24 protein-coding genes and 3 pseudogenes are annotated in these 19,532 nt (G+C 50.9%); 25 read left to right on the top strand and 2 right to left on the bottom strand.

Going from position 1 to position 19,532, the window contains the following annotated elements; all coding sequences use genetic code 11:
* Positions 1–175 precede the first annotated feature (175 nt).
* On the bottom strand, positions 176–373 hold the full coding sequence (locus AC0QKW_RS17360; RefSeq protein ID WP_473152345.1) for a ribbon-helix-helix domain-containing protein: 198 nt from the start codon (positions 371–373) through the stop codon (positions 176–178).
* A gap of 103 nt (positions 374–476) precedes the next feature.
* Here AC0QKW_RS17360 and map point away from each other — a divergent pair, with 103 nt between their 5' ends.
* The 21 genes and pseudogenes from map to AC0QKW_RS17255 all read left to right on the top strand — a co-directional run bounded on the left by map (position 477) and on the right by AC0QKW_RS17255 (position 15,953).
* Positions 477–1,301, top strand: a complete 825-nt coding sequence (gene map, locus AC0QKW_RS17355) for a type I methionyl aminopeptidase (RefSeq protein WP_473152344.1) — start codon at positions 477–479, stop codon at positions 1,299–1,301.
* Positions 1,302–1,759: 458 nt separating this feature from the next.
* Positions 1,760–1,918: pseudogene (locus AC0QKW_RS17350) on the top strand (3-oxoacyl-ACP reductase); the annotation flags it as partial.
* A gap of 33 nt (positions 1,919–1,951) precedes the next feature.
* Positions 1,952–2,686, top strand: a complete 735-nt coding sequence (locus AC0QKW_RS17345) for an SDR family oxidoreductase (RefSeq protein ID WP_473152343.1) — start codon at positions 1,952–1,954, stop codon at positions 2,684–2,686.
* Between the two features lie 55 nt (positions 2,687–2,741).
* On the top strand, positions 2,742–3,230 hold the full coding sequence (locus tag AC0QKW_RS17340) for a nuclear transport factor 2 family protein (RefSeq protein ID WP_473152342.1): 489 nt from the start codon (positions 2,742–2,744) through the stop codon (positions 3,228–3,230).
* A gap of 293 nt (positions 3,231–3,523) precedes the next feature.
* Positions 3,524–4,402: an NmrA family NAD(P)-binding protein gene (locus tag AC0QKW_RS17335; RefSeq protein WP_473152341.1), complete on the top strand. Its 879-nt coding sequence runs from the start codon at positions 3,524–3,526 to the stop codon at positions 4,400–4,402.
* A gap of 31 nt (positions 4,403–4,433) precedes the next feature.
* On the top strand, positions 4,434–5,177 hold the full coding sequence (locus AC0QKW_RS17330) for a 3-oxoacyl-ACP reductase family protein (protein ID WP_473152340.1): 744 nt from the start codon (positions 4,434–4,436) through the stop codon (positions 5,175–5,177).
* A 47-nt stretch (positions 5,178–5,224) separates the two neighbouring features.
* Positions 5,225–5,404 (top strand): hypothetical protein, encoded by a 180-nt coding sequence (locus AC0QKW_RS17325; RefSeq protein WP_473152339.1) that lies wholly within the window; start codon positions 5,225–5,227, stop codon positions 5,402–5,404.
* 203 nt (positions 5,405–5,607) lie between these two features.
* Positions 5,608–6,495, top strand: a complete 888-nt coding sequence (locus AC0QKW_RS17320) for an AraC family transcriptional regulator (protein ID WP_473152338.1) — start codon at positions 5,608–5,610, stop codon at positions 6,493–6,495.
* 160 nt (positions 6,496–6,655) lie between these two features.
* The gene (locus AC0QKW_RS17315; protein WP_473152337.1) at positions 6,656–7,417 is read left to right on the top strand and encodes an SDR family NAD(P)-dependent oxidoreductase; all 762 of its coding nucleotides are present in this window, start codon (positions 6,656–6,658) and stop codon (positions 7,415–7,417) included.
* A 234-nt stretch (positions 7,418–7,651) separates the two neighbouring features.
* Entirely contained in the window at positions 7,652–8,299 is a 648-nt protein-coding gene (locus AC0QKW_RS17310) for a TetR/AcrR family transcriptional regulator (RefSeq protein WP_473152336.1), read from the top strand.
* Between the two features lie 164 nt (positions 8,300–8,463).
* Positions 8,464–8,901 carry an RDD family protein gene (locus AC0QKW_RS17305; RefSeq protein ID WP_473152335.1) on the top strand — a complete coding sequence of 146 codons (438 nt, stop codon included), beginning with the start codon at positions 8,464–8,466 and terminating at the stop codon, positions 8,899–8,901.
* 125 nt (positions 8,902–9,026) lie between these two features.
* A pseudogene (locus tag AC0QKW_RS17300) lies at positions 9,027–9,086 on the top strand (AraC family transcriptional regulator); the annotation flags it as partial.
* 306 nt (positions 9,087–9,392) lie between these two features.
* The gene (locus AC0QKW_RS17295; RefSeq protein WP_473152334.1) at positions 9,393–10,376 is read left to right on the top strand and encodes a lysostaphin resistance A-like protein; all 984 of its coding nucleotides are present in this window, start codon (positions 9,393–9,395) and stop codon (positions 10,374–10,376) included.
* Positions 10,377–10,392: 16 nt separating this feature from the next.
* Positions 10,393–10,491 (top strand): alpha/beta hydrolase, encoded by a 99-nt coding sequence (locus AC0QKW_RS17290; protein ID WP_473152333.1) that lies wholly within the window; start codon positions 10,393–10,395, stop codon positions 10,489–10,491.
* Between the two features lie 55 nt (positions 10,492–10,546).
* Positions 10,547–11,287: a CPBP family intramembrane glutamic endopeptidase gene (locus tag AC0QKW_RS17285; RefSeq protein ID WP_473152332.1), complete on the top strand. Its 741-nt coding sequence runs from the start codon at positions 10,547–10,549 to the stop codon at positions 11,285–11,287.
* A 177-nt stretch (positions 11,288–11,464) separates the two neighbouring features.
* Positions 11,465–13,207: a CocE/NonD family hydrolase gene (locus tag AC0QKW_RS17280; protein WP_473152331.1), complete on the top strand. Its 1,743-nt coding sequence runs from the start codon at positions 11,465–11,467 to the stop codon at positions 13,205–13,207.
* Positions 13,208–13,244: 37 nt separating this feature from the next.
* Positions 13,245–13,381: pseudogene (locus AC0QKW_RS17275) on the top strand (RidA family protein); the annotation flags it as partial.
* Between the two features lie 88 nt (positions 13,382–13,469).
* Complete coding sequence (locus AC0QKW_RS17270; protein WP_473152330.1) at positions 13,470–14,150, top strand: stage II sporulation protein M; 681 nt, start codon at positions 13,470–13,472, stop codon at positions 14,148–14,150.
* Between the two features lie 72 nt (positions 14,151–14,222).
* Positions 14,223–14,510, top strand: coding sequence for a hypothetical protein (locus tag AC0QKW_RS17265; protein ID WP_473152329.1), 288 nt, complete (start codon positions 14,223–14,225; stop codon positions 14,508–14,510).
* A 21-nt stretch (positions 14,511–14,531) separates the two neighbouring features.
* On the top strand, positions 14,532–14,903 hold the full coding sequence (locus AC0QKW_RS17260) for a hypothetical protein (RefSeq protein ID WP_473152328.1): 372 nt from the start codon (positions 14,532–14,534) through the stop codon (positions 14,901–14,903).
* A 153-nt stretch (positions 14,904–15,056) separates the two neighbouring features.
* Positions 15,057–15,953, top strand: coding sequence for a beta/gamma crystallin-related protein (locus tag AC0QKW_RS17255; RefSeq protein WP_473152327.1), 897 nt, complete (start codon positions 15,057–15,059; stop codon positions 15,951–15,953).
* Between the two features lie 175 nt (positions 15,954–16,128).
* On the opposite strand, the gene AC0QKW_RS17250 is transcribed toward AC0QKW_RS17255, so the two are convergent.
* On the bottom strand, positions 16,129–16,290 hold the full coding sequence (locus AC0QKW_RS17250) for a hypothetical protein (RefSeq protein WP_473152326.1): 162 nt from the start codon (positions 16,288–16,290) through the stop codon (positions 16,129–16,131).
* Positions 16,291–16,497: 207 nt separating this feature from the next.
* Between AC0QKW_RS17250 and AC0QKW_RS17245 the strand changes: the two genes are divergently transcribed.
* The 4 genes from AC0QKW_RS17245 (at position 16,498) to AC0QKW_RS17230 (ending at position 19,495) form a co-directional block, all read left to right on the top strand.
* Positions 16,498–16,845: a hypothetical protein gene (locus AC0QKW_RS17245; RefSeq protein WP_473152325.1), complete on the top strand. Its 348-nt coding sequence runs from the start codon at positions 16,498–16,500 to the stop codon at positions 16,843–16,845.
* A gap of 185 nt (positions 16,846–17,030) precedes the next feature.
* Positions 17,031–17,648, top strand: coding sequence for a hypothetical protein (locus AC0QKW_RS17240; RefSeq protein ID WP_473152324.1), 618 nt, complete (start codon positions 17,031–17,033; stop codon positions 17,646–17,648).
* Between the two features lie 431 nt (positions 17,649–18,079).
* Positions 18,080–18,943: an SDR family oxidoreductase gene (locus AC0QKW_RS17235; protein WP_473152323.1), complete on the top strand. Its 864-nt coding sequence runs from the start codon at positions 18,080–18,082 to the stop codon at positions 18,941–18,943.
* A 162-nt stretch (positions 18,944–19,105) separates the two neighbouring features.
* Positions 19,106–19,495: a hypothetical protein gene (locus tag AC0QKW_RS17230; protein ID WP_473152322.1), complete on the top strand. Its 390-nt coding sequence runs from the start codon at positions 19,106–19,108 to the stop codon at positions 19,493–19,495.
* The last annotated feature ends 37 nt before the right edge of the window (positions 19,496–19,532 follow it).

Genomic DNA, 19,532 nt, shown 5'->3' with positions numbered 1-19,532 from the left:
TGGCGTCTCGGAAACAACATGAGCAGCGCATCTATCGAATCGAGTTCAAAATACACACGTACTGCTATGCTGCCGATTAGTTTTGTCAGTCAACCAGATCAGCAGGTCTGCCCCGATTGAGAGCTGGGTCACTGTCAGTGCAATGAGCGCAGCCTACTCTACAAGAACTCTAATTTCAGCGCATATTGACTACTTCCAAAACACTTCGCTGTTTTCGGCGTTCTTGCAAAGACTTATCAATCAATTTTGCGACCAGCCAAGAGACAGATCGTTCATCTGCCTGTGCCCATTCCTCCAGTTCTTGCTTTAGCTCTGGAGAAACATAAGCAACCACTCGCTCCAAGTCTGTTTTGCCGCCCATTTTAAGTTTCACGCCTGTTTTTCTTGACTCCAAGATACCAGTAATAGCCTAGCCTGTGTTGTGCTATGCCATGCTGTGCTAGCCTGGCATAGCATGAGTAATCAAGGCTTTATCCATGGACCGTCAGAATTTGCTCTCGATCGCCGGAGATTTTGTCCAACCTCAGGGCCATCGAGGCCTTGTCTTGCTTTCGAATAGAGAATTAGACAAAATGCGGCAGGTTGGACGACTGGCTGCGAACCTCCTCAAGCATCTGGAATCAATGGTGCAACCTGGGGTGAGTACGCAAGCTTTAAATGATGAGGCGGCGCGCTGGATGCAGAACCATGGGGCAACCAGTGCCACCCTTGGCTACGCCCCCCCTGGTCATCCCCCTTTTACGGGTTCAATTTGCACCAGTGTTAATGAAGTGGTTTGTCACGGAATTCCGAATCCAAAGCAGATTCTCAAAGACGGAGATATTGTCAACATTGATGTGACACCACGCCTAGACGGTTACCATGGCGACACGTCTAAAACATTCCTGGTTGGTAATGTATCTGCAACCGCCCGGAAACTGGTTGAAGCCACTCAAACATCGATGATGCGAGGCATTGCTGAAATCAAGCCTGGGGCAAGAATTGGTGATATTGGTGCTGCAATTCAAGCCTATGCCGAGGCGCAGGGGTTCTCAGTTGTTCGAGATATGGTTGGGCATGGCATAGGCAAACAGATGCATACAGAGCTGCAAATTCCTCACTATGGCAAACGAGGCAGCGGGTTGAAACTGCGTCCAGGAATGGTTTTTACGGTTGAACCGATGCTAAACGAAGGGACTCATGAGCTTAAATTTCTCGCGGATGGTTGGACTGTGGTTACCAAAGACAAAAAACTCTCTGCTCAGTTTGAGCATACCGTTGCTGTGACTGAGGAAGGGGTAGAAATTCTGACTCTTCCTTGAATTTCAAGACGCAACTCCTTATTTATTTCTTGAGAGAGAAGCACAATATTGCTCTAAAAATAAACCGCTGCTCCGGAATCCGGTCCCTGTGGGGATAGCTGACTCTTAACATCGCCGTCGAGGGACTGGGTCTTGGCCTATCTAGCTCTTTCCCTAAGCTTTTATCATTGGGGCGGCGCGACAGCGTCATGGACGATTGGCATGAAAAGTCATTGCAGCGGACTTTTGAGAGCAAACTTACCAGCTCTAGCTGAGTCTCGAAAGTCTCTGCCAATGGTCGGTTGAAGCCGTAAAAGGGGCCGGAAGATACTTTCCAATAGAATCGCTCCTGATTAGTGGCTATCTGTATTTGAGAGTTTTCGAAGACTTTTGAAATTACCATAAGAATCTGATAAATCACAATAAGAATCTGAAAGAACTTGAGTATTGGAACTCATTATGCTCAAGCTAATTACACTTTCATCGATTCGCAAGCTGCGTCAGGTCGAGTGGGTCTTCCCGATGATATTAGCAGGGCATTAGCGAAGCTTGCCAAAGGTATCGCAGCATTGCTCTCCGAAGACAATCGCTGGGTAAATGTACAGAGAATCGAAGTCTCTGGCGGTCAGTCTATTTAATTTCAATCCACCTCAACGGTCAGGAGAACCATTATGTTGAATGTAGAAAATAAAGTGATTGCTATCACTGGAGCCAGTAGCGGTATCGGTGAAGCCACCGCGAAGCTGCTCGCCCAAAAAGGCGCAAAAGTCGTTTTGGGGGCACGACGGATAGACAAGCTAGAAAAGCTAGTTAAAGAGATTCATGCCTCCGGTGGCACAGCAGAGTTCAAAGCGCTCGATGTCACCGATCGCGACGATGTAAAAGCATTTGTGGAGTTTGCCAAAACCAAATTTGGCCGCGTCGATGTCATCTTTAACAATGCTGGCGTAATGCCCCTATCACCGATGAATGCCCTGAAAGTCGAAGAATGGGACAACATGATCAATGTGAATATCCGGGGCGTGCTTAATGGCATTGCAGCGGGCTTGCCCATTATGGCCGCGCAGGGCGGTGGGCAGTTCATCAATACCGCATCGATTGGGGCTCATGTGGTCGTTCCGACGGGGGCCGTCTATTGCGCCACGAAATATGCGGTTTGGGCTATCTCTGAAGGACTGCGCCAGGAATCGCAAACTATTCGCGTCACTACGATCTCTCCGGGTGTCGTTGAGACGGAGCTGGGCTCTGATATTACAGACGGGTCGGCGAAAGGTGCTTTGCAGGAATTTCGCAAAATTTCGCTCAGCCCAGATGCGATCGCGAGAGCGGTGCTGTACGCCGTATCCCAACCCGATGATGTTGACGTGAATGAAATCATAGTCCGACCGACAGCCAGTGCGTTCTGAAGGGAATTAGTCAAAGCATAGGAGCGTTATCACCAACACAAAGAACATTGTCGTAATGAAACCATTTCATTTTTTAGCTGCTATGGCGCTTATTCTCACGGTAGGCTGTAACGCTGTCGGACAAACTTCTGTTCACAATGAAACACCGGCACCAAGTAAAAAGGCTGTTGTCGAGGCGAGTTTTCAGCAATGGCAAGATGGTACCGGCTCTCCTTTCGAGCTTTTATCGGAGGATATGCGTTGGACGATTAGTGGCTTTAATACATATGCCAGCACTTACACACGCGAGCCTTTTGAAGTAGAGCTGATTGCGCCTTTTAATGAGCGCGTAGAGGAGCCTTTAAGGCCAACGCAGTGGCAAGTTTATGAAGATGGTGACGTTGTTATTATTCATTTTGATGCCGAAACAACCTTGATTAATGGAGAACAGTATAGGAACAGCTATGCCTGGTTTTTTACTTTCGAGGATGAGGAAGTGACTGAAGTTACCGCATTCTTGGACATGCCAGCTTTTGAAAAAGCTTTGGAAATAGAAGTTAGGTAACCAATGAATTAAATTGTGGATTACACCTGATGAGTTGATGGAAACTGTGTATCTCACGGACAGTTACGTCCAGCTTTCTTCACGCTTGAATTGCAGCAGGAATTCTCAAAGAGCTGTTCCAGGAAAACAACGTTAGTTTTCCAGTAGCATCGCCGAATTAAATATTTTCAAATGTAGTCATATCCCTCTTCTGTCTAGGGCAATCGCATTTTTATCCAAGTCAATGAAGTGATTGTCCGCCCGATCCGCCAAACGATGATGTAAACACGCTATAGAGCCAAGGGGAAAATCTTGTGTATGTAGTTTTTGGTGCGACTGGGCAGACGGGTTCTGCGGTTGCTGACGCTTTGCTTGAGAAAAATCAGTTGGTGCGGGTCGTTTTGCGATCGGACAAAACCGCCGCTGCTTGGCGGGCGAGAGGCGCAGACGTTACTTTTGCAGACCTAAGCGATTTAGAAGCGATGACCCATGCGATGCGGAATGCGGACGCTGTTTATGCGATGAATCCGCCTGCCTACAACATCGCCAATATGTTTGCGGTGGCGAGAGGAATCGGTGAGCGTTACGTTGCTGCTATCAAAAATTCTGGCGTGCAGAAAGTCGTGTTGCTGTCTTCGATCGGCTCACAACACGCCTCGGGCACGGGAAACATTTTTACGACGCATATTTTAGAGACAATTTTTGGCGATTTGGAAATCCCTGTTGCTTTTTTGCGAGCATCAGCATTTTTGGAAAACTGGGGCAGCGTGGCGAAGGTTGCCGCTGAGCAAGGTATTTTGCCGAGCTTCTATACGCCGCTTGAGCGCAAGATTCCGATGGTGTGCGCTGCCGATATCGGACGTGCCGTTGCCCAAGCAATGACCGCAGACTGGACGAGCAAACGCATCATCGAACTGCACGGCGCAGCAGATTATTCGCCAAACGATGTCGCCGCCGCTTTTGCCGCCGTTCTCGGACGCGACGTACAGGCTGTCGCTGTCCCCGAAATCGAGTGGCAGGCAACAATGTCCGGATTCGGCTTTTCGCTTGAAGCCGTCAACAGTTACAGCGAGATGATGCGCGGCTTTAATTCTGGTCACATTGTTTTTGAAGGGGGAAGCCACGTTCAAACAGTCAGGGGGCAAACACTGCTTTCAGATGTCGTCAGCAAACTGATCGAAGCACAAACTTGAGTCAACAATTTCACACCTAAAGAAGTCCATCATGACGACAACACTTGCAGGCAAAGTTGCCCTGGTTACGGGCGGTTCACGCGGTTTAGGCGCGGCGATTGCCAAGCGTCTCGCTCACGATGGGGCCGCTGTTGCGCTCACCTACACCAGCTCACCCCAAAAAGCTGATCAGGTGGTTCGGGATATTGAAGCAACTGGGGGAAAAGCCCTGGCGATTCGGGCTGATAGTGCCGATGTAGATGCGGTAAAACACGCCGTCGCTGAGACTGTTAACACCCTCGGTCGGCTCGACATTCTCGTCAACAACGCAGGCGTTTTGGTTGTAGCGCCGATCGACCAGTTCTCGATGGAAGAGTTTGACCGACTCGTCGCCATTAATATCAAAGGCGTCTTCGTCGCCACTCAAGAGGCCGTTCGTCACATGAGCGAGGGAGGACGGATTATCATGATTGGCAGCTTCATCAGTGATTTTATCCCCTTTGCCGGTCTCTCGGTCTATGCGTTGTCGAAGGGGGCGATCGCTAGTTTTACCCGTGGCCTCGCCCGCGATTTGGGGACTCGCGGCATCACGGTCAACAATATTCAACCGGGTCCGATCGATACCGATATGAATCCCGCAGATGGGGACTCTGCTAAAGAAATCACTAACATGATTGCTCTTGGTCGCTACGGACAGGACAACGAGGTGGCTGGCATGGTTTCCTATCTCGTCGGCCCTGAAGCCGCTTTTGTCACGGGTGCAAGCCTCAAAATTGATGGCGGCATAGCTGCTTAAACAAGACGTAAGCAGTTACAAATCAGCATTTCATTGAGGATGATTCCATGAAGCGTTCAGTATCACAATGCAAGAATGATTCTGAGTATAAGATTACACCTCAACCTGATTATCGCTGTGACTCTCCAGTGAATGATGCCCTGATTGCGATCGCGCAAGAAGTTGCTGAATTGCTGAAACAAGCCTATCCAGCACAAGCTGATAAAAGCGACAGTATAGAGAATTAATAGTCAGGCGCAATTTTGCTGAATGAACGATCAGCGGCTGGATTAGAAAAGTCTGTCTAAGGAGAGAAGCGTTGATGGCTAGCTTGTGCCCTGATGCGCCAGTTATTATCTTAGGCTCCTAACTAGTAGACGCTTTTGCTGCGCCAGAGCCAGGCTGAGAGGTGTTATTTTGTAACTGCAAGCAATCGGTGAGAGCAAGCTCCATGGCCAGCAACCAGCTCAACTCGCTCGAACTCTGCCAACGGTTCAATAAACCACTGATGCTCTCCAGTCGTCAAATGAACTGGAGTGGCATTTTGGTAGAGCAGTGTCAAAGTCCTGTTTCAACCTATGAGGCAGAACTCCCAGCCCTCTCAGACCACTGGCTCAGCTTACACCTAGGGAATCCTACTCCTTTAATTCAGAAACGGGACAATCGCCTGCATAAATCCATCCTCTGCGAAGGGGATAATCTCTTTATTCCGGCTGGACAGCCAAGCTACTGGTGTCAAGATAAAGGTGGTACCACCTGCTCTCCACTATTCATTTGCTTAAAACCAGAACTGATTCAACAGGTTGCTGAAGCCTCTGATATTGATTCAAGTCGGTTCGAGTTTATGCATAGTTTCGGCCAGCAAGATTCTCAACTTCACCAAGTAGGCATGCTGCTGTTCGCTGAGTTGCGATCGGGTGGGGTAATGGGGAAACTTTATGCCGAATCACTCGCTCAAGTTTTGGTGATCCATTTGCTGCGACACTATTCGAGTTTGATACAACCAATCTCGGCCCAAAATAACAGCTTCACTCGCGCTCAGCTTCAGCAGGCGATCGATTACATCCATACCTACCTAAATCGAGACTTATCTTTGGCTGAACTGGCAAGTGTTGTTAACATCAGCCCAACTTACTTTGCGAGTTTGTTTAAGCAGGAAATGGGAATTTCGCCCCACCAGTATGTGATAAAACAGCGCGTAGAACGGGCGAAATTGATGCTGTCAAAAACAGATCTGGCGATCGCAGACATCGCCCTGCAAGTCGGCTTCTCTAGCCAAAGCCATTTGACGCAGCAGTTTAAGCGATTTACTGGCATGACACCAAAGCAGGTGCGCTAACAGGAAGAATCTGACAAATTAGGTTAAGAATCTGAAAGAAGTTAAGCGCAAGAACTCGGTACATTTAGAACACTCAGAATAGATAGAACGGCAGGATTAATATCTCCATTGATTCTATCTAGGAGTACACCTGACTATCTTGCATTGTAGAAATAAGGTAATGACCCAAGATAAACCAAAAATTGCTCTAGTGACAGGAGCAAGTCGAGGACTGGGAAAGAATACTGCTTTGGCAGTGGCAAAGAAAGGAGTGGGCGTAATTGTGACCTATCTCAACGGTGAAGCGGAAGCAAAATCCGTTGTTTCTGAAATTGAGGCAATGGGCAATAAAGCAGTGGCATTGCAGCTCGATATCGGCAACATCGAAACCCTTGATGCGTTTGCGATACAAGTCAAGCAAGCCCTGCAAAACACTTGGGACATCGAGCAATTCGACTTCCTCATCAATAACGCTGGAATTAGCGGCGGTTCACTGTTTGCAGAAACAACAGAGGAAGAATTTGATCGAATATTCAACGTTAACTTTAAGGGGGTCTTCTTTCTCACTCAGAAATTGCTGCCATTGATCAAAGATGGTGGACGAATAGTGAATTTTTCATCGTTTCTGACCCGCACCATAAGCCCAGGCCGAGCGATCTATGCCAGCATGAAGGGCGCGATCGAGGTTCTGACTCGCTCCTTAGCGAAGGAACTAGGACAGCGGCAAATCACAGTGAATGTAGTCGCTCCAGGAGCGATCGCCACCGAGGGCAGTGTCGTGCGGGACAATCCAGAGATCAATAAGTACATCACGTCCCAAACTGCTTTAGGTCGGGTGGGTGAACCCGATGATATTGGAGGTGCGATCGCGCTGTTGCTGTCGGAAGAGAATCGATGGATTACTGGACAGAGAATCGAAGTCTCCGGGGGGCAGTCTCTCTAGCTCAAATCAACTTCAATCGGTAGACAAGGGTGACCTCACCCCTGCCGACTGTGGCGGAGTCTCTCAGATGTCATTCCCTGACTAGCTTCCAGAGTTTGAATGCCTATTGGCTCAATGTGAATGTTGCTGATTAGTAAAGCAACCTCTTGTCACTTAGTGTCATCCAGTGCTATTGTGTCACTTAGTGACAGTCTTTGAAGGAAGACTGTCGTGGGGAGTGACGGTGCCAACGGTATGACGAAGAACGAGCGCAAGCCAGGGGGGATGAGTGAGCAGCGGCACCAGCGGATACGTCTGGAGATTTCGCGGGAGGCGGCGCGTTTGTTCTGGGAGCAAGGCGTCGCTGCCACGACCGGCGAGCAAATCGCCGCTGCAGTGGGTCTCTCGGTGCGCACTCTCTGGCGGTACTTCCGTAACAAGGAGAGCTGTGTCGAGCCGGTCTTGGCGCAGGATGGTGAGGAGTTTGTGGCGCTATTGCGTCGCTGGCCTCGGGATGTCTCCCTTGAAGATCACCTTATGGAGTGGGCGGTGAATCGGACTAAAGATCCTGATCAGCAGTCCTTTGATCAGGCTGTGATCAAGATGACCGTATTGGCCGAAAAAGAGCCGGATCTGCGGACGGCCTGGCTGATGACCAATGACAGAATAGAGCGCGCTCTGGTCGAGATCTTCGCAGATCGCCTGCGGCGATCGCCTGACGATATCGAGGTGCGGCTGCACGCCGCCGCCGCCACCGCAGTCGTGCGCGTTATCAGTGAAGACATCAGTGCGGCCCTGATGGCGGGAGCCGATCCCACCTCGCTTGGCAACACGCTTGGGCAGATGGCCCACGCCGTGCACACAGCTACAGGTGGGACGATCGGCGATCCTGTCGATCCTTAAACCCATTAACAACTGAAATCAGCAACAAGAGTACATTAACAACTGAAATCAGCAACAAGAGTAAAGGAGTTGATCCTCATGTCTCAAATTCCTTCCAGCCATCCCCAAAGGCTGTTCAGAGTATTTTGCTTAGACAATTGTGGAAAACATTTGAGGACATAAAGATGAATAAAGCGACCTTCTTGCAGCGGGCTGCTGCATGGTTAATTGATCAAGCTGTTCTCTCAATCATCTATTCACTAACAGCGGTTGCCATTGGAGTGATTATTGGAGCTTTCAATAATAGCGGGATACGTGTACCCAATTTAATTTTAGCCCCGAGCTTGATTGTATTTTCAGTCGCTCCTGCATTTGGGCATTTTTTGTATTTTGGTTATCTTTGGAGTCAGCGAGAGCGATCAATTGGCATGGGAGTGATGAACATCAGAGTCGTTCAATCCGATGGGCATTTACTATCTTTTTTGATGGCTGGCCTGCGCGGCTCGTTGGGTTACTTCCTAAGTGGGCTAATCTTTGGGTTAGGCTATCTCTGGTTTTTTGTGGATAAACAACAGCAAGCATGGCACGACAAGATTTTTAATACTGTAGTGTTGGAACAATAGCTTAGACAATTTTTAACATCGAGAATCGACTAGAAGACTAGCGGCTCATATATCCTTGGCAAAGCTTAATTCATTTTTGATAGAGAGCTTTTCAGCTGACCTGAAGAAACAGCTGATCACGCCAAAGCCATTTGACGCAACAGTTTAAGCGACTCACTGGCATGACACCAAAACAGATTCGCTAGCGACCTAGGAAGCTAATAAATCACCGTAAGAATCTGAAAGAAGTTGAGTGTTAAAACTCACATACTCAAGTTGGTTAAGACAAAGACAAGCTGTACCAAAAGTATATAAACACATCACAGCAATTCTGTTGATAGTGGCCGTCGACACTCGAATCGTGGTTCGACTAAGGGCAAGTGCATGTCCAACGATGCCGGATCTGGTGACCCCAGATCTATCGAAGTCATCGTTAAATCTTGAAACTATCGACGGCTGTGATCAGTAACCCGACCCAAGTACTACATAACTTACCCATCAAGGGAACGAAGATGAAGATGCAAAATACCGAAAGAACGCAGGGAATCATCGCAGAAGCGAAAAAAGTTACCTACGTGGAGGCTGCCCGGTGGGGTAAGCATCGGGGGTGGCGGTATATTCTGGGATTAGTCGTCATTTTTTTTGTGGGGTTGGTGATCGGCGGCATCGCCATCCCCCGCATCGCGTTCCTACTCGGCGGTCAGGAGGCGCTTGCGGCGTTCAGGCAGCTGGATTACGCCGCATTCGGTCCCGTAGGAGGCTTCGTTGCGTTCAGGGCAACTTTTCCGTTCCTCCTCGCGGGAATCTTGATCGCCGTCACCCTCGTTCACCGTCGCCACCCCCGAACGCTGATCACGGCTCGGGAAAAGATTAGCTGGCGGCGGGTCGGCCATGGGTTTGTGGCGTGGTCTGTGCCAACGTGGCTGATCGCTGGACTGGGACAGTACGTCTTCTATCCCGACACCTTCTCTTTCAACTTCGACCTCGAAACGTTCGCACTCTTCGTCCCACTGGCTATAGTCTTTACCGCGATCCAGACGACTACAGAGGAGCTGTTCTTTCGCGGCTACATTATGCAGGGCGCGAGCATTGTTTGGACGAACCGCGTGTTTCTGGCGATGGTGCCAGCCACGATCTTCGCCCTAGCGCACCTGCTCAACTCGGAGGCAAGCGCGGGCGGTTGGCTCACGGTCTTCTTCAACTACTTCCTCGTTCCGGGGCTGGTGTGGACCGTGGTTTCCTTGATTGACGGAACCACCGAACTCGCTATCGGCGTACACTTCGCGCACAACATTGGCGGCAATCTCTTGGTAGGCGTAGCCGGAAGCACCGGGAACGCACCGACTCTGTTCACAATTAGCACGTTCCACGCGACCTACACAGCGCTATCGATGCTGCTTGTCGTACCCGTGTTTCTGGCGATCGCCTACAAGGTGTTCAAACCCGACGGGGTATCCAAACCCGTTTTCCAGAGCGAGCAGATTGGTCGTCGATGATCTCGTCCAGGACGGTGTGGCTCTCGCCGACGACAACGCCTGCATCGACGACATCATCGACGACTACCTCATCAACCTCGAACTGCCCGACGAAGGGGCGACCTGCACCCGATAACCACCAGATCGCGAAGGCTTGAAAACAGTTCTGAGATAACGCTAAGGATAGAGTCATGGTTAAGCATAAAAACGTTAGGCTGCGACTATTTGGGCTGCTGTGGTTAGCAGGCATGGCTGGGGTAATGTCCCTGGTGTTGCTGCCTTTGCCCTTGCTCCCAGAGGGTGCCCCACCTGCCGCTGTGGTCAGACTACTAATGCTGGTGCAGCCCGCGGTTTTGGTGTCGGTAGCGGTGCTGATAGGGGTGCTCTTGGCCCATCGGCTAGAGCTGACGGCACCGGGGGCAGAGGCGCTGGCCGTGGGGCGATCGTGGCGGCAAGCTATGGTTCCTCAACTGCTGCCCGGTGTGGCGGGTGGGTTGATCAGCGGCGCACTAATGACGGTAATTACCCTGCTGTCTCGCCCGCTGCTGCCACTAGCCGATGGGGCGGCTGAGACCCCCCCGCTGCTAGTGCGATTTCTCTACGGCGGTATTACCGAAGAAATTTTGATCCGCTGGGGACTGATGACGCTGCTGCTATGGCTGGGCTGGCGATTTGGGCAGCATCGCCAGGGCAAACCCCAGACCCGATGGGTGGTTGTCGCCATTGCCGTCTCATCCCTGATGTTTGCAGCGGGCCACTTGCCCGCTGCGATCGCCCTAGGACTATCGTTAAACCCAGTCCTAGTCGGGTTCTTGCTCATCCAAAATGCTTTGTTTGCAGTGGTTGCGGGGTATTTGTTCTGGCGCTACGGGCTAGAGGCCGCCATGATTGCCCACATCGTAGTTCATGCCATGCTGGCCCTCCTCGGCTGAGGTATCTTCTGGCGACCGGGCAAGGTGGCCGCAGGTATCGTGGCCACAAGCCCCCTGCCGGATGGGCTGGACGGCAAAGCATTCACCACCATGGCTCAAATTTTTTCTAACAGGTCACGAAATCGTGGCCGACTCACGCACGACTCAAGACCAACAGCTTCCATCAGGAGGAGAATTATGCGCGTTCCAAAAACCTACGTCAAGCGCTTATTAACAGGCACAGCGGCGATGTTGCTTGTCTTCGCTGGAGCACCTGCCGCATTGACACAGTCAGAGGCGATCGCGACTGCTGCGGTTGCCACCGCCGACAAAGCGGTCACGTACGCCGAGAACGCTCGCGTTCCCCAAGGTGCGGCCTGGACGCAGCACTACTTTCCGTCCTCAGAAGGCTCCGACGTTGAACTGCACGCCGACGTTCTGTTGCCTGAAGGACTGGCCGCAGGCGAGAGGGTGCCGGTGATCCTGTCGGTTGGAGCCTACTTCGGGCACTCCGGCCAACAGGCACTGGAAAACCACGCGCACACCGGCCCCTCGAACCGCTTCAACGACCTGGTCGAAGGCACCGATCTATTCAACCGCGGCTACGCCCTGGTGATGGTTGACCTGCGCGGCTTCGGCGGCTCCACCGGATGTCTAGACTTCATGGGGCCCGGTGAGCAAGCCGACGTGAAGGCCGCGATCGCCTGGGCCGCGAGCCAGCCCTGGTCTACGGGTGCTGTCGGCATGTATGGCAAGTCCTATGATGCCATCACCGGTTTAGTGGGCAACAACCTCGACCAGGACGCGCTCAAAGCCGTCGTCGCCCAGGAGCCGATCTGGGATCTGCACCGCAGCGCCTGGTCAAACGGCGTCCCCCGCTCGACCATCGTGGATGTGTCGCGCACCTATAACGAGATTGCTATCTTGCCGCCGCTGCCCGACGATGACGAGCGCTACCGAACCAATGCCGCCTACGAGCAGATGAACCCGCTGTGCCTGCTAGTGAACTCGCTCGGCTACCAGGACGCTGACCCGAACTCGGAGTTCTGGCAGTTCCGTAACCTGGCCGAGCGCGCCAAGGGCACCGACACTCCGCTATTGTTCACGCAGGGTTTCCTTGAGTGGAAGGCCGAAGCCGAAGCGGTGGAGGAGTTTCTCGCCAACCACCAGGGGCCGCAGCGCGGCTGGCTCGGCCCTTGGGAGCATTACCGGGGCAACGAGCGCACTGCCGATGGAAAACTGGAAATGGGCCGAGAGGACTGGTTCGACGAGGTAATGTCCTTCTACGACCAGCACCTCAAGGGCATCGAACCGACCGTGGACTACCCAGCCTACGTTGTGCAAGACAGTACCGGCACCTGGCGCGCCCAGGACACTTGGCCCGTCGTGGAGTACTCCGCCACCATCGCGCTTGGCGGCGGGTCGTACCTGGACGACGGCCTGCTCGCCGAACCTGCAACCGAGACTCCCAACCGCTTCTTCGTCTGGTCTGAGCCACTTGGGCAGTCGGTTCGGATCACTGGTACGCCGCAGGTGTCTCTGAATACCGAGGGCCACGGCAACGTCATGGTCGAGCTGTATGACGTCGCCCCAGACGGCAGCGCCGTTGCGTTCAACCGGCAGGTAGCGGTCGTGAAACCCGGCACGACCAGCTTCGACTTCAGATCAACTGACTGGACGCTGCAGGCTGGTCACGCGTTGGCCGTCGAAATTGGCACCATTCAGCCCTCTCTGGCCCCCGACAACGACTGGATTGATACACCGTCGCTTGAAACAATCACCGTCAGCGACGCCCAACTCGAGCTTGCCCTAGACGACCCAGCCAACGACACCGTCATCCCTGGCGATCACGCGCCGTGGCTGGACATCTATCGGCAAGCGTACGCGGAGCAGTTGTCCCCTGGGGTTCCCAGCTTCACGCTGCCGACGGAAGACCGCTGAACCCACATCCTAGGCTGGGTCGTGCTGTATGCACGCGGAGGCTAACGATGCAGTGGTCAGGCTATGTCTCCACTACATGCCCAACCACGCCCCCATTTGGACACAGATGGAGTCGCGGCGCTTGGACTGCCAACGATGCAGATTGAAATCTGCGCGACTGCAATTGTCCCGTGAGTTTTGCCTCATCGACAGCGCTGCTCTACGCGGCAGTTCTCACTCTTAAACATCACTACATCCATCACCAAACATTGGAGATAAAAATATGTCACGCAAAGCGATCGCCACAAAGCGCCCTATTCAACCAAATCATGAAGCAAGACACATCCACTTGCTTCGCAGACCCTTCCAGATCATTCGCGCCAATTTTCGCGCCTACCTCATCATCAACGCCATTGTGTATGGCTTAGTCATCGCTGGGATAGTAGCAGCGATGGTCTTCCCCGACCTAGGCGCAGCTCAGGCGGCCACCCTGGAAGACAACGGAACGGCAGATCTTGTTCGATCCCTATTCAATAACCCCTGGCTGTTTTCGACGACCATCCTGGGAGTCAACGTCATGACTGGCGTGCTGTGGATCGTGCTCCCTTCGCTGATCGTTCCCTTCACTGGCATCGCCCTATTTGCGTATAAAGCATTCACTTTAGGGTTAGCCATGGCCCCGTCTACCGAGATTATGGCGGTGGCACTAATCCCACACTCGCTAACGATACTCATCGAACTCCAAGCCTACGCCCTCTTGATGTTTGGCGCATACATCCTCGGTCGGTCTTGGGTTCGCCCCGCCACCATCGGTGCTCGGAACCATCGTCAGGGTTACGTCCATGGGCTAAAACAGCTCGGTTGGCTGAGCCTGGCCACGCTCCCACTGTTCATCGTCGGCGCGATCTGGGAGGCGTTCTCGCTCCGCTACCTGGTTCCTCTGCTAACCCAATGGTTGCTGTAGCCCTAAACAAACCAAATCATGATGGTTTCTTGAATCGATTGTCAGCTCTGCAATTTTAAGATGGTGAATCAAATGATTAAGTACAAAGATTTTGCGCCTCGAATTACCGAACGAGGCCCCTTCGGCGGCCCCTCCGAGTATGAATCTTTTTCGGAAGTCGTGAGTGCTGTAAATCAGTGGATCGAAAGTACAACGATACAGGTAATCAATGTTGAAACCGTTGTTTTACCCGATCGGATTGAAGGCACCGGTGATGGTGACTACGGAGTGAAGACCAGTAATGCTTTCTACCCAGTGATGATCAGTCAGGGACTTGCAATCAATTGTTTTCAATGTGTGCGGGTTTGGTACCGAGAATAAGCTTCACCGGAGAAGAAAAAAATGAAACGATCTACCTTGTTTACTTTCCTGTATCTTGCGCTGGGAGTCTGTTTGACGGCGATCGCGTTTGGATACCAAAACCTGCCTTCGGGTCTTCAAGCCAGCCTGTTGATCAGTGCAGGAGTGTCCTACATCGCTTGTATTTTCAATCCATTTTGGCGGGAGAGGACAATCCGCTTCTATCGCAGCCGCAATTCATCGGTCATCCTATCCTCGTTGGTGATTGGATTCACTATTATTTGGATGATCTGGCAGGTTCAGAGTCAGAACTGGACAACGGAAGCCATTTTACAGGCGTTTCCGTGGCTAATAGGTGTTTTACTGTTTGCTGAAAACATTGTGATTATAAGGCAAGTGAATTCTGAACATTAGTAGCTAAATCAAAACAACAATAGCCCGGACATTTGTCTGGGCAAGCGCTGAAACCCCTGATCTTTCGTTGACTAGACCACTGTGGAAGAGGGCTGAAACTCTCATTCTGCCGTTGGCTCACAAAAACTGTCCGGAGTGTTGATAAATAAAAGTATGAAAAAAACATTTTGGCTGTGGATAGTGGTTGGCATACTGGGTGCCCTATTGGCTCAGCCTGGCGCGATCGCCCAAACGACCCAAATTATTCTATTTGACGGGCCTGACTTTAGCGGTGAACAGCGATCATTTTCCTCTGGGATGCGTAACTTAAACAACCAGGGCTTTAACGATCGCGCCGAATCAATGGTTGTGGTCTCGGGCACCTGGCAAGTCTGCTCTGACTTTGGCTTCCGAGGCAACTGCAAAACCTTTAGCCCCGGCAACTACTCGTCATTGGGTTCCTTTGGGCTAGCCAATGCTATTACCTCCATTCAGCCCGAAACCACCACTACGCCGTCGGTCGGTGGCGGCGCTAGCCCTCGCATTACCGTCTATTCAGACTCTGGCTTTAGCGGTAACAATGCCGCCTTTACCACTTCCATTAACAATCTCATCCCCCGCGGGCTCAACGACACCATTTCGTCGATTCAAATCGATGGTGGCAACTGGCAGCTGTGCGCCGACGTAAACTACCGGGGCAGGTGCCAAACCTTAGGCCCCGGCAGCTACAGCAACCTCAGCGCCCTGGGGCTGCAAGACACCATCAGCTCAATGCAGCTAGTCAGCAGCGATAGCTCGGGCAGCAGTGGGTCTAGCGGTAGCTTGATCACGGTGTACCTCGACGTTAACTACGGTGGTAGCAGCATCACGGTCTCTGACTCGATCGACAACCTGATCCCTCGGGGGCTCAACGATCAGATCTCCTCGGTGCGCATTCAAAGCGGCACCTGGCGACTGTGTTCAGACGTCGGCTACCGAGGCAACTGCCGTACCCTAGGCACCGGCAGCTACAGCAACCTGAGCGGTCTAGGCTTGCAAGACAACATCAGCTCGATTCAGCGCATCCGGTGATCGCGATTGATGGAGACGGGACAGCCGGGACGGCTATCCCACAAGAATTGTCCCAAGTATAGAACAAGGAACACCATGAATAAGCTCAAGTTTTTTGTCACCCGCGGCTATGGGGAATACATGCTGAATGAATTGCATTACTCGCAAGCGGCAAGAAACTTTCTTTAAACGCTTGTTAAGTGGTTTCTACCTTCCACCTTCGCTTATTTTTGACGAGTCTTCGTAGCATCAATCGAATCGTCACTACATAAATCATGCCTTCATGATTCTCTGGCAATCGCTCATAGTCTCGATTCAATATTCGTGCATTCTCTAGCCAAGTCCATGTTTGCTCCACTGTCCATCTTTATAGCTCTATCTGAACCTCAGGACATTATTTCAGGGGAGCTATTTGCTGCGATGAGTCAACAATATTCTCGGCTCAACTTCAAAGGATCGAACATGGCAAATCCAGTCCGCAAATATGAATCCAGTTCGTTCATTTTTACTCCGAAGGGAACTGCGTTCATGTTTAAATCTAACAGTATCAAGAGTAAAATCAACCATGTTTAAGCGATTCTCTAAAGTTTCGATCCTGTTAGTCACAGTTACAGCATTGGTGATGGTTTGTTTACAATCTTTTGGGGCAAAGCCTGTCCTATCTGAGATACCGAATCTAGGCTCCTTAAATCAGCCAACACTGATTGCAACAGCCGCTCTTCCTCCTGATCTTGTCCCGGCTGTTTTAGGCGGCAGACCTGTTTATGTACTGTATGTGACCAGAGCCGAAGATACAGTTCTCATCCGTTGTTATCCCGGTTATGAACCTACGATCACCGTTCGAGCAATGGGAAGTAATCCCAATGCCAATACTCAAAAAGAAGGTGTTATGATGTGCCGCCCTTCTGCTTAGAACTGATACGACAAATTTGCTCTGGTATCGCTACAGGCATATGGACAGAAGCTGCTTCAAACCGATGCGGTGTTCAGACCTGAAGAACGTCCTGAAGCGCGATTGCGAATTAGATAGAAACTGCTCTCACACGGGCTAGGCTGAATAGTACAGGTATAGAGTTGAAGTGCAACTCTGAGGTGAGCATGATGGTTCAGCATGAATGGCAAGATGAAACACGACAGTTGGCGATCGCGCCTCGCCTGTGGCTCTGGTGGACATTGGCTACTGCAATTGCAGGGGCGATCGTCGGAGCACTGGAAGCGTCAGGATTTCAGTTTATAGCAACCATATTTTTCACAGGTTTGTTTATTGGCACAGCCCAATGGCTCATTTTGCGCCAGTACATTCCTAAAGCCTTTTGGTGGATAGTGGTTAGCACACTGGGATGGACTTCTGGGATACTGCTACTGAGTTTTTACGAAAGCCTTTTTGACCCGCTTATTGAATTCCTAAATACGCTTGGCTTGTGGTATGTTTTTTGGATGAATTTGGTCAATCAGCCGATTGTGCTGGCTATTCTTGGCGCGGCTCAATTTCCGATTTTGAGACGATTTTTCCGTAAAGCGCATTGGTGGATTTTGGTCAGCGCTTTAGGTGGTGCATTAGAAGGAGCAAGCGGCTCAATTGTCGCGTACATTTTGCAGCCAGTGCTACTGCCAGCACCATTCTCGACAGCATTGGCCTATGGGTCAGGTTGGCTAGGCTACGGCATCGTTACCGGAATTTTCCTACAATGGCTGTTGCGTCATCAAGCCCGATAGAGCCAAGTATTTCATCGGGTGTGCGCAGGGAAGATTTCAATTTAAGAGAATAATAAAACCGTCTTATAAGCGGCAAATATGGCGATCGCAGAAACCGAAAATGAATATTTTCGTTCTCCTGCACTGACGAAGCTAACTGCAAGAAATCGGTGAGAGCAAGCTCTATGGCCAGCACCCTGCTCAACTCGCTCGAACTCAGCCATCGGTGGAATAAAACGCTGATGTTCTCCAGTCGCCAAACGAACTGGAATGGCATTTAAGCAAAGCAGTATCAAAGCCCTGCTTCAACGATTTACCTTATTTACTTTCCTTCACCTCGCACTAGGAGTCTGTCTGACAGCAATATGCCTGTACAAAACATTAATTCGAGTCATTGAGGCATCGATTTTTTAGTCAAAGCTTACTACAACACACCCATTAGGAGGTTTCCAATGAACCAGAAGATTTTAGTAACGGGCGCAACTGGGAGTAACGGTACAGAGATTATCAAACGACTCGCAGCGCAGAACGTGCAAGTCCGCGCAATGGTTCGTAACTATGATCGAGCAAAGAAGATTGCACTCCCAAATGTTGAAGTGGTGGAGGGAAACTTCGATCGCCCTGAGACCTTGTTGAAAGCGCTGACTGAAGTAGATCGCGCCTTTCTCTTAACGAACTCTACAGAACACGCAGAAGCCCAACAACTCGCGTTTGTTGATGCGGCTCGTCAGAGTGGTGTCAAGCATATCGTCAAACTATCGCAATTTGCAGCCGATGCCCATTCGCCCGTGCGCTTTTTGCGTTACCATGCCGCAGTCGAAGCGGCAATTCAAGCATCAGAAATGACGTACACATTTCTGCGTCCCAACCTCTTTATGCAGGGCTTATTAAGCTTTAAATCGACAATCACGAGCCAAAACGCCTTCTATGCAGCGATCGGCGATGCAAAAGTTAGCGTGGTAGACGTGCGCGATATTGCAGAAGTTGCAGTAGCTGCCCTAACAGAAACAGGACATGAGGGAAAGATTTATACCCTCACCGGACCACAGGCATTGACTCATGCAGAGATGGCAGAACAACTCTCGGCTGCGCTCAATCGTCAGATTACATTCGTCGATATTCCATCTGAAGCAATGCGCGATCAACTACTCAAAATTGGGATGCCACCTTGGCAAGCAGACGGGCTAATTGAGGATTATGCGCACTACCAACGCAATGAGGCAGCAGTGGTTTCGTCTGATATACAGGACGCAATTGATCAAGAGCCGCGCAGTTTTAAGACATTCGCCTGCGACTACGCAACCATGTTTGGCTAGATGCAGCCCAATCAGCCTGCTGCACCGAAACGAACCTGAGTCGTTGTTTAAAGAGAAGCCGTTCGCCAATGGATGACAGAGATATACCTATAAATATCAACGCCTAGGGTCGCAAACTGGATTGCTGAAGGCAGTTTAGTCACAGCACTGGGCGACATCACATTGACGAAAAAGACGGAGGTTTGGCTCATCAAGCATACTGCAATGTCTGGCGCTTTCGCAGCATTAAGATCATCAAATTTAGGGCCTTTACCATCAAAACTGAAGCTAAGGATGAAACCAGTATCGCAGCACAAAAAATCTTTGCCAGTCGATTACAAATCAGCCGCCGAGAATAATCCGATGACGAATTCAACATCACAACGCGAGAATATTTCTGAGTATGAGATTTTACCTCAGACTCATTCTCTCCATGACCCTAAAATTAACTATGCCCTGATTGCGATCGCGCAAGAAGTCGCTGAGTTGTTGAAACAGTCCTATCTATTACAAGGACAAGCTGATAAAATTGACAGCATAGAGGTAATAGGCAGAAACAATTCTGCTGAATGATCGATTCCTGTCTGAGTTGAAAGAATCTGTCTAAGGA

Source organism: Pseudanabaena sp. PCC 9330, from assembly GCF_055795045.1.
This window is presented reverse-complemented; position numbering and strand designations above follow the sequence as displayed.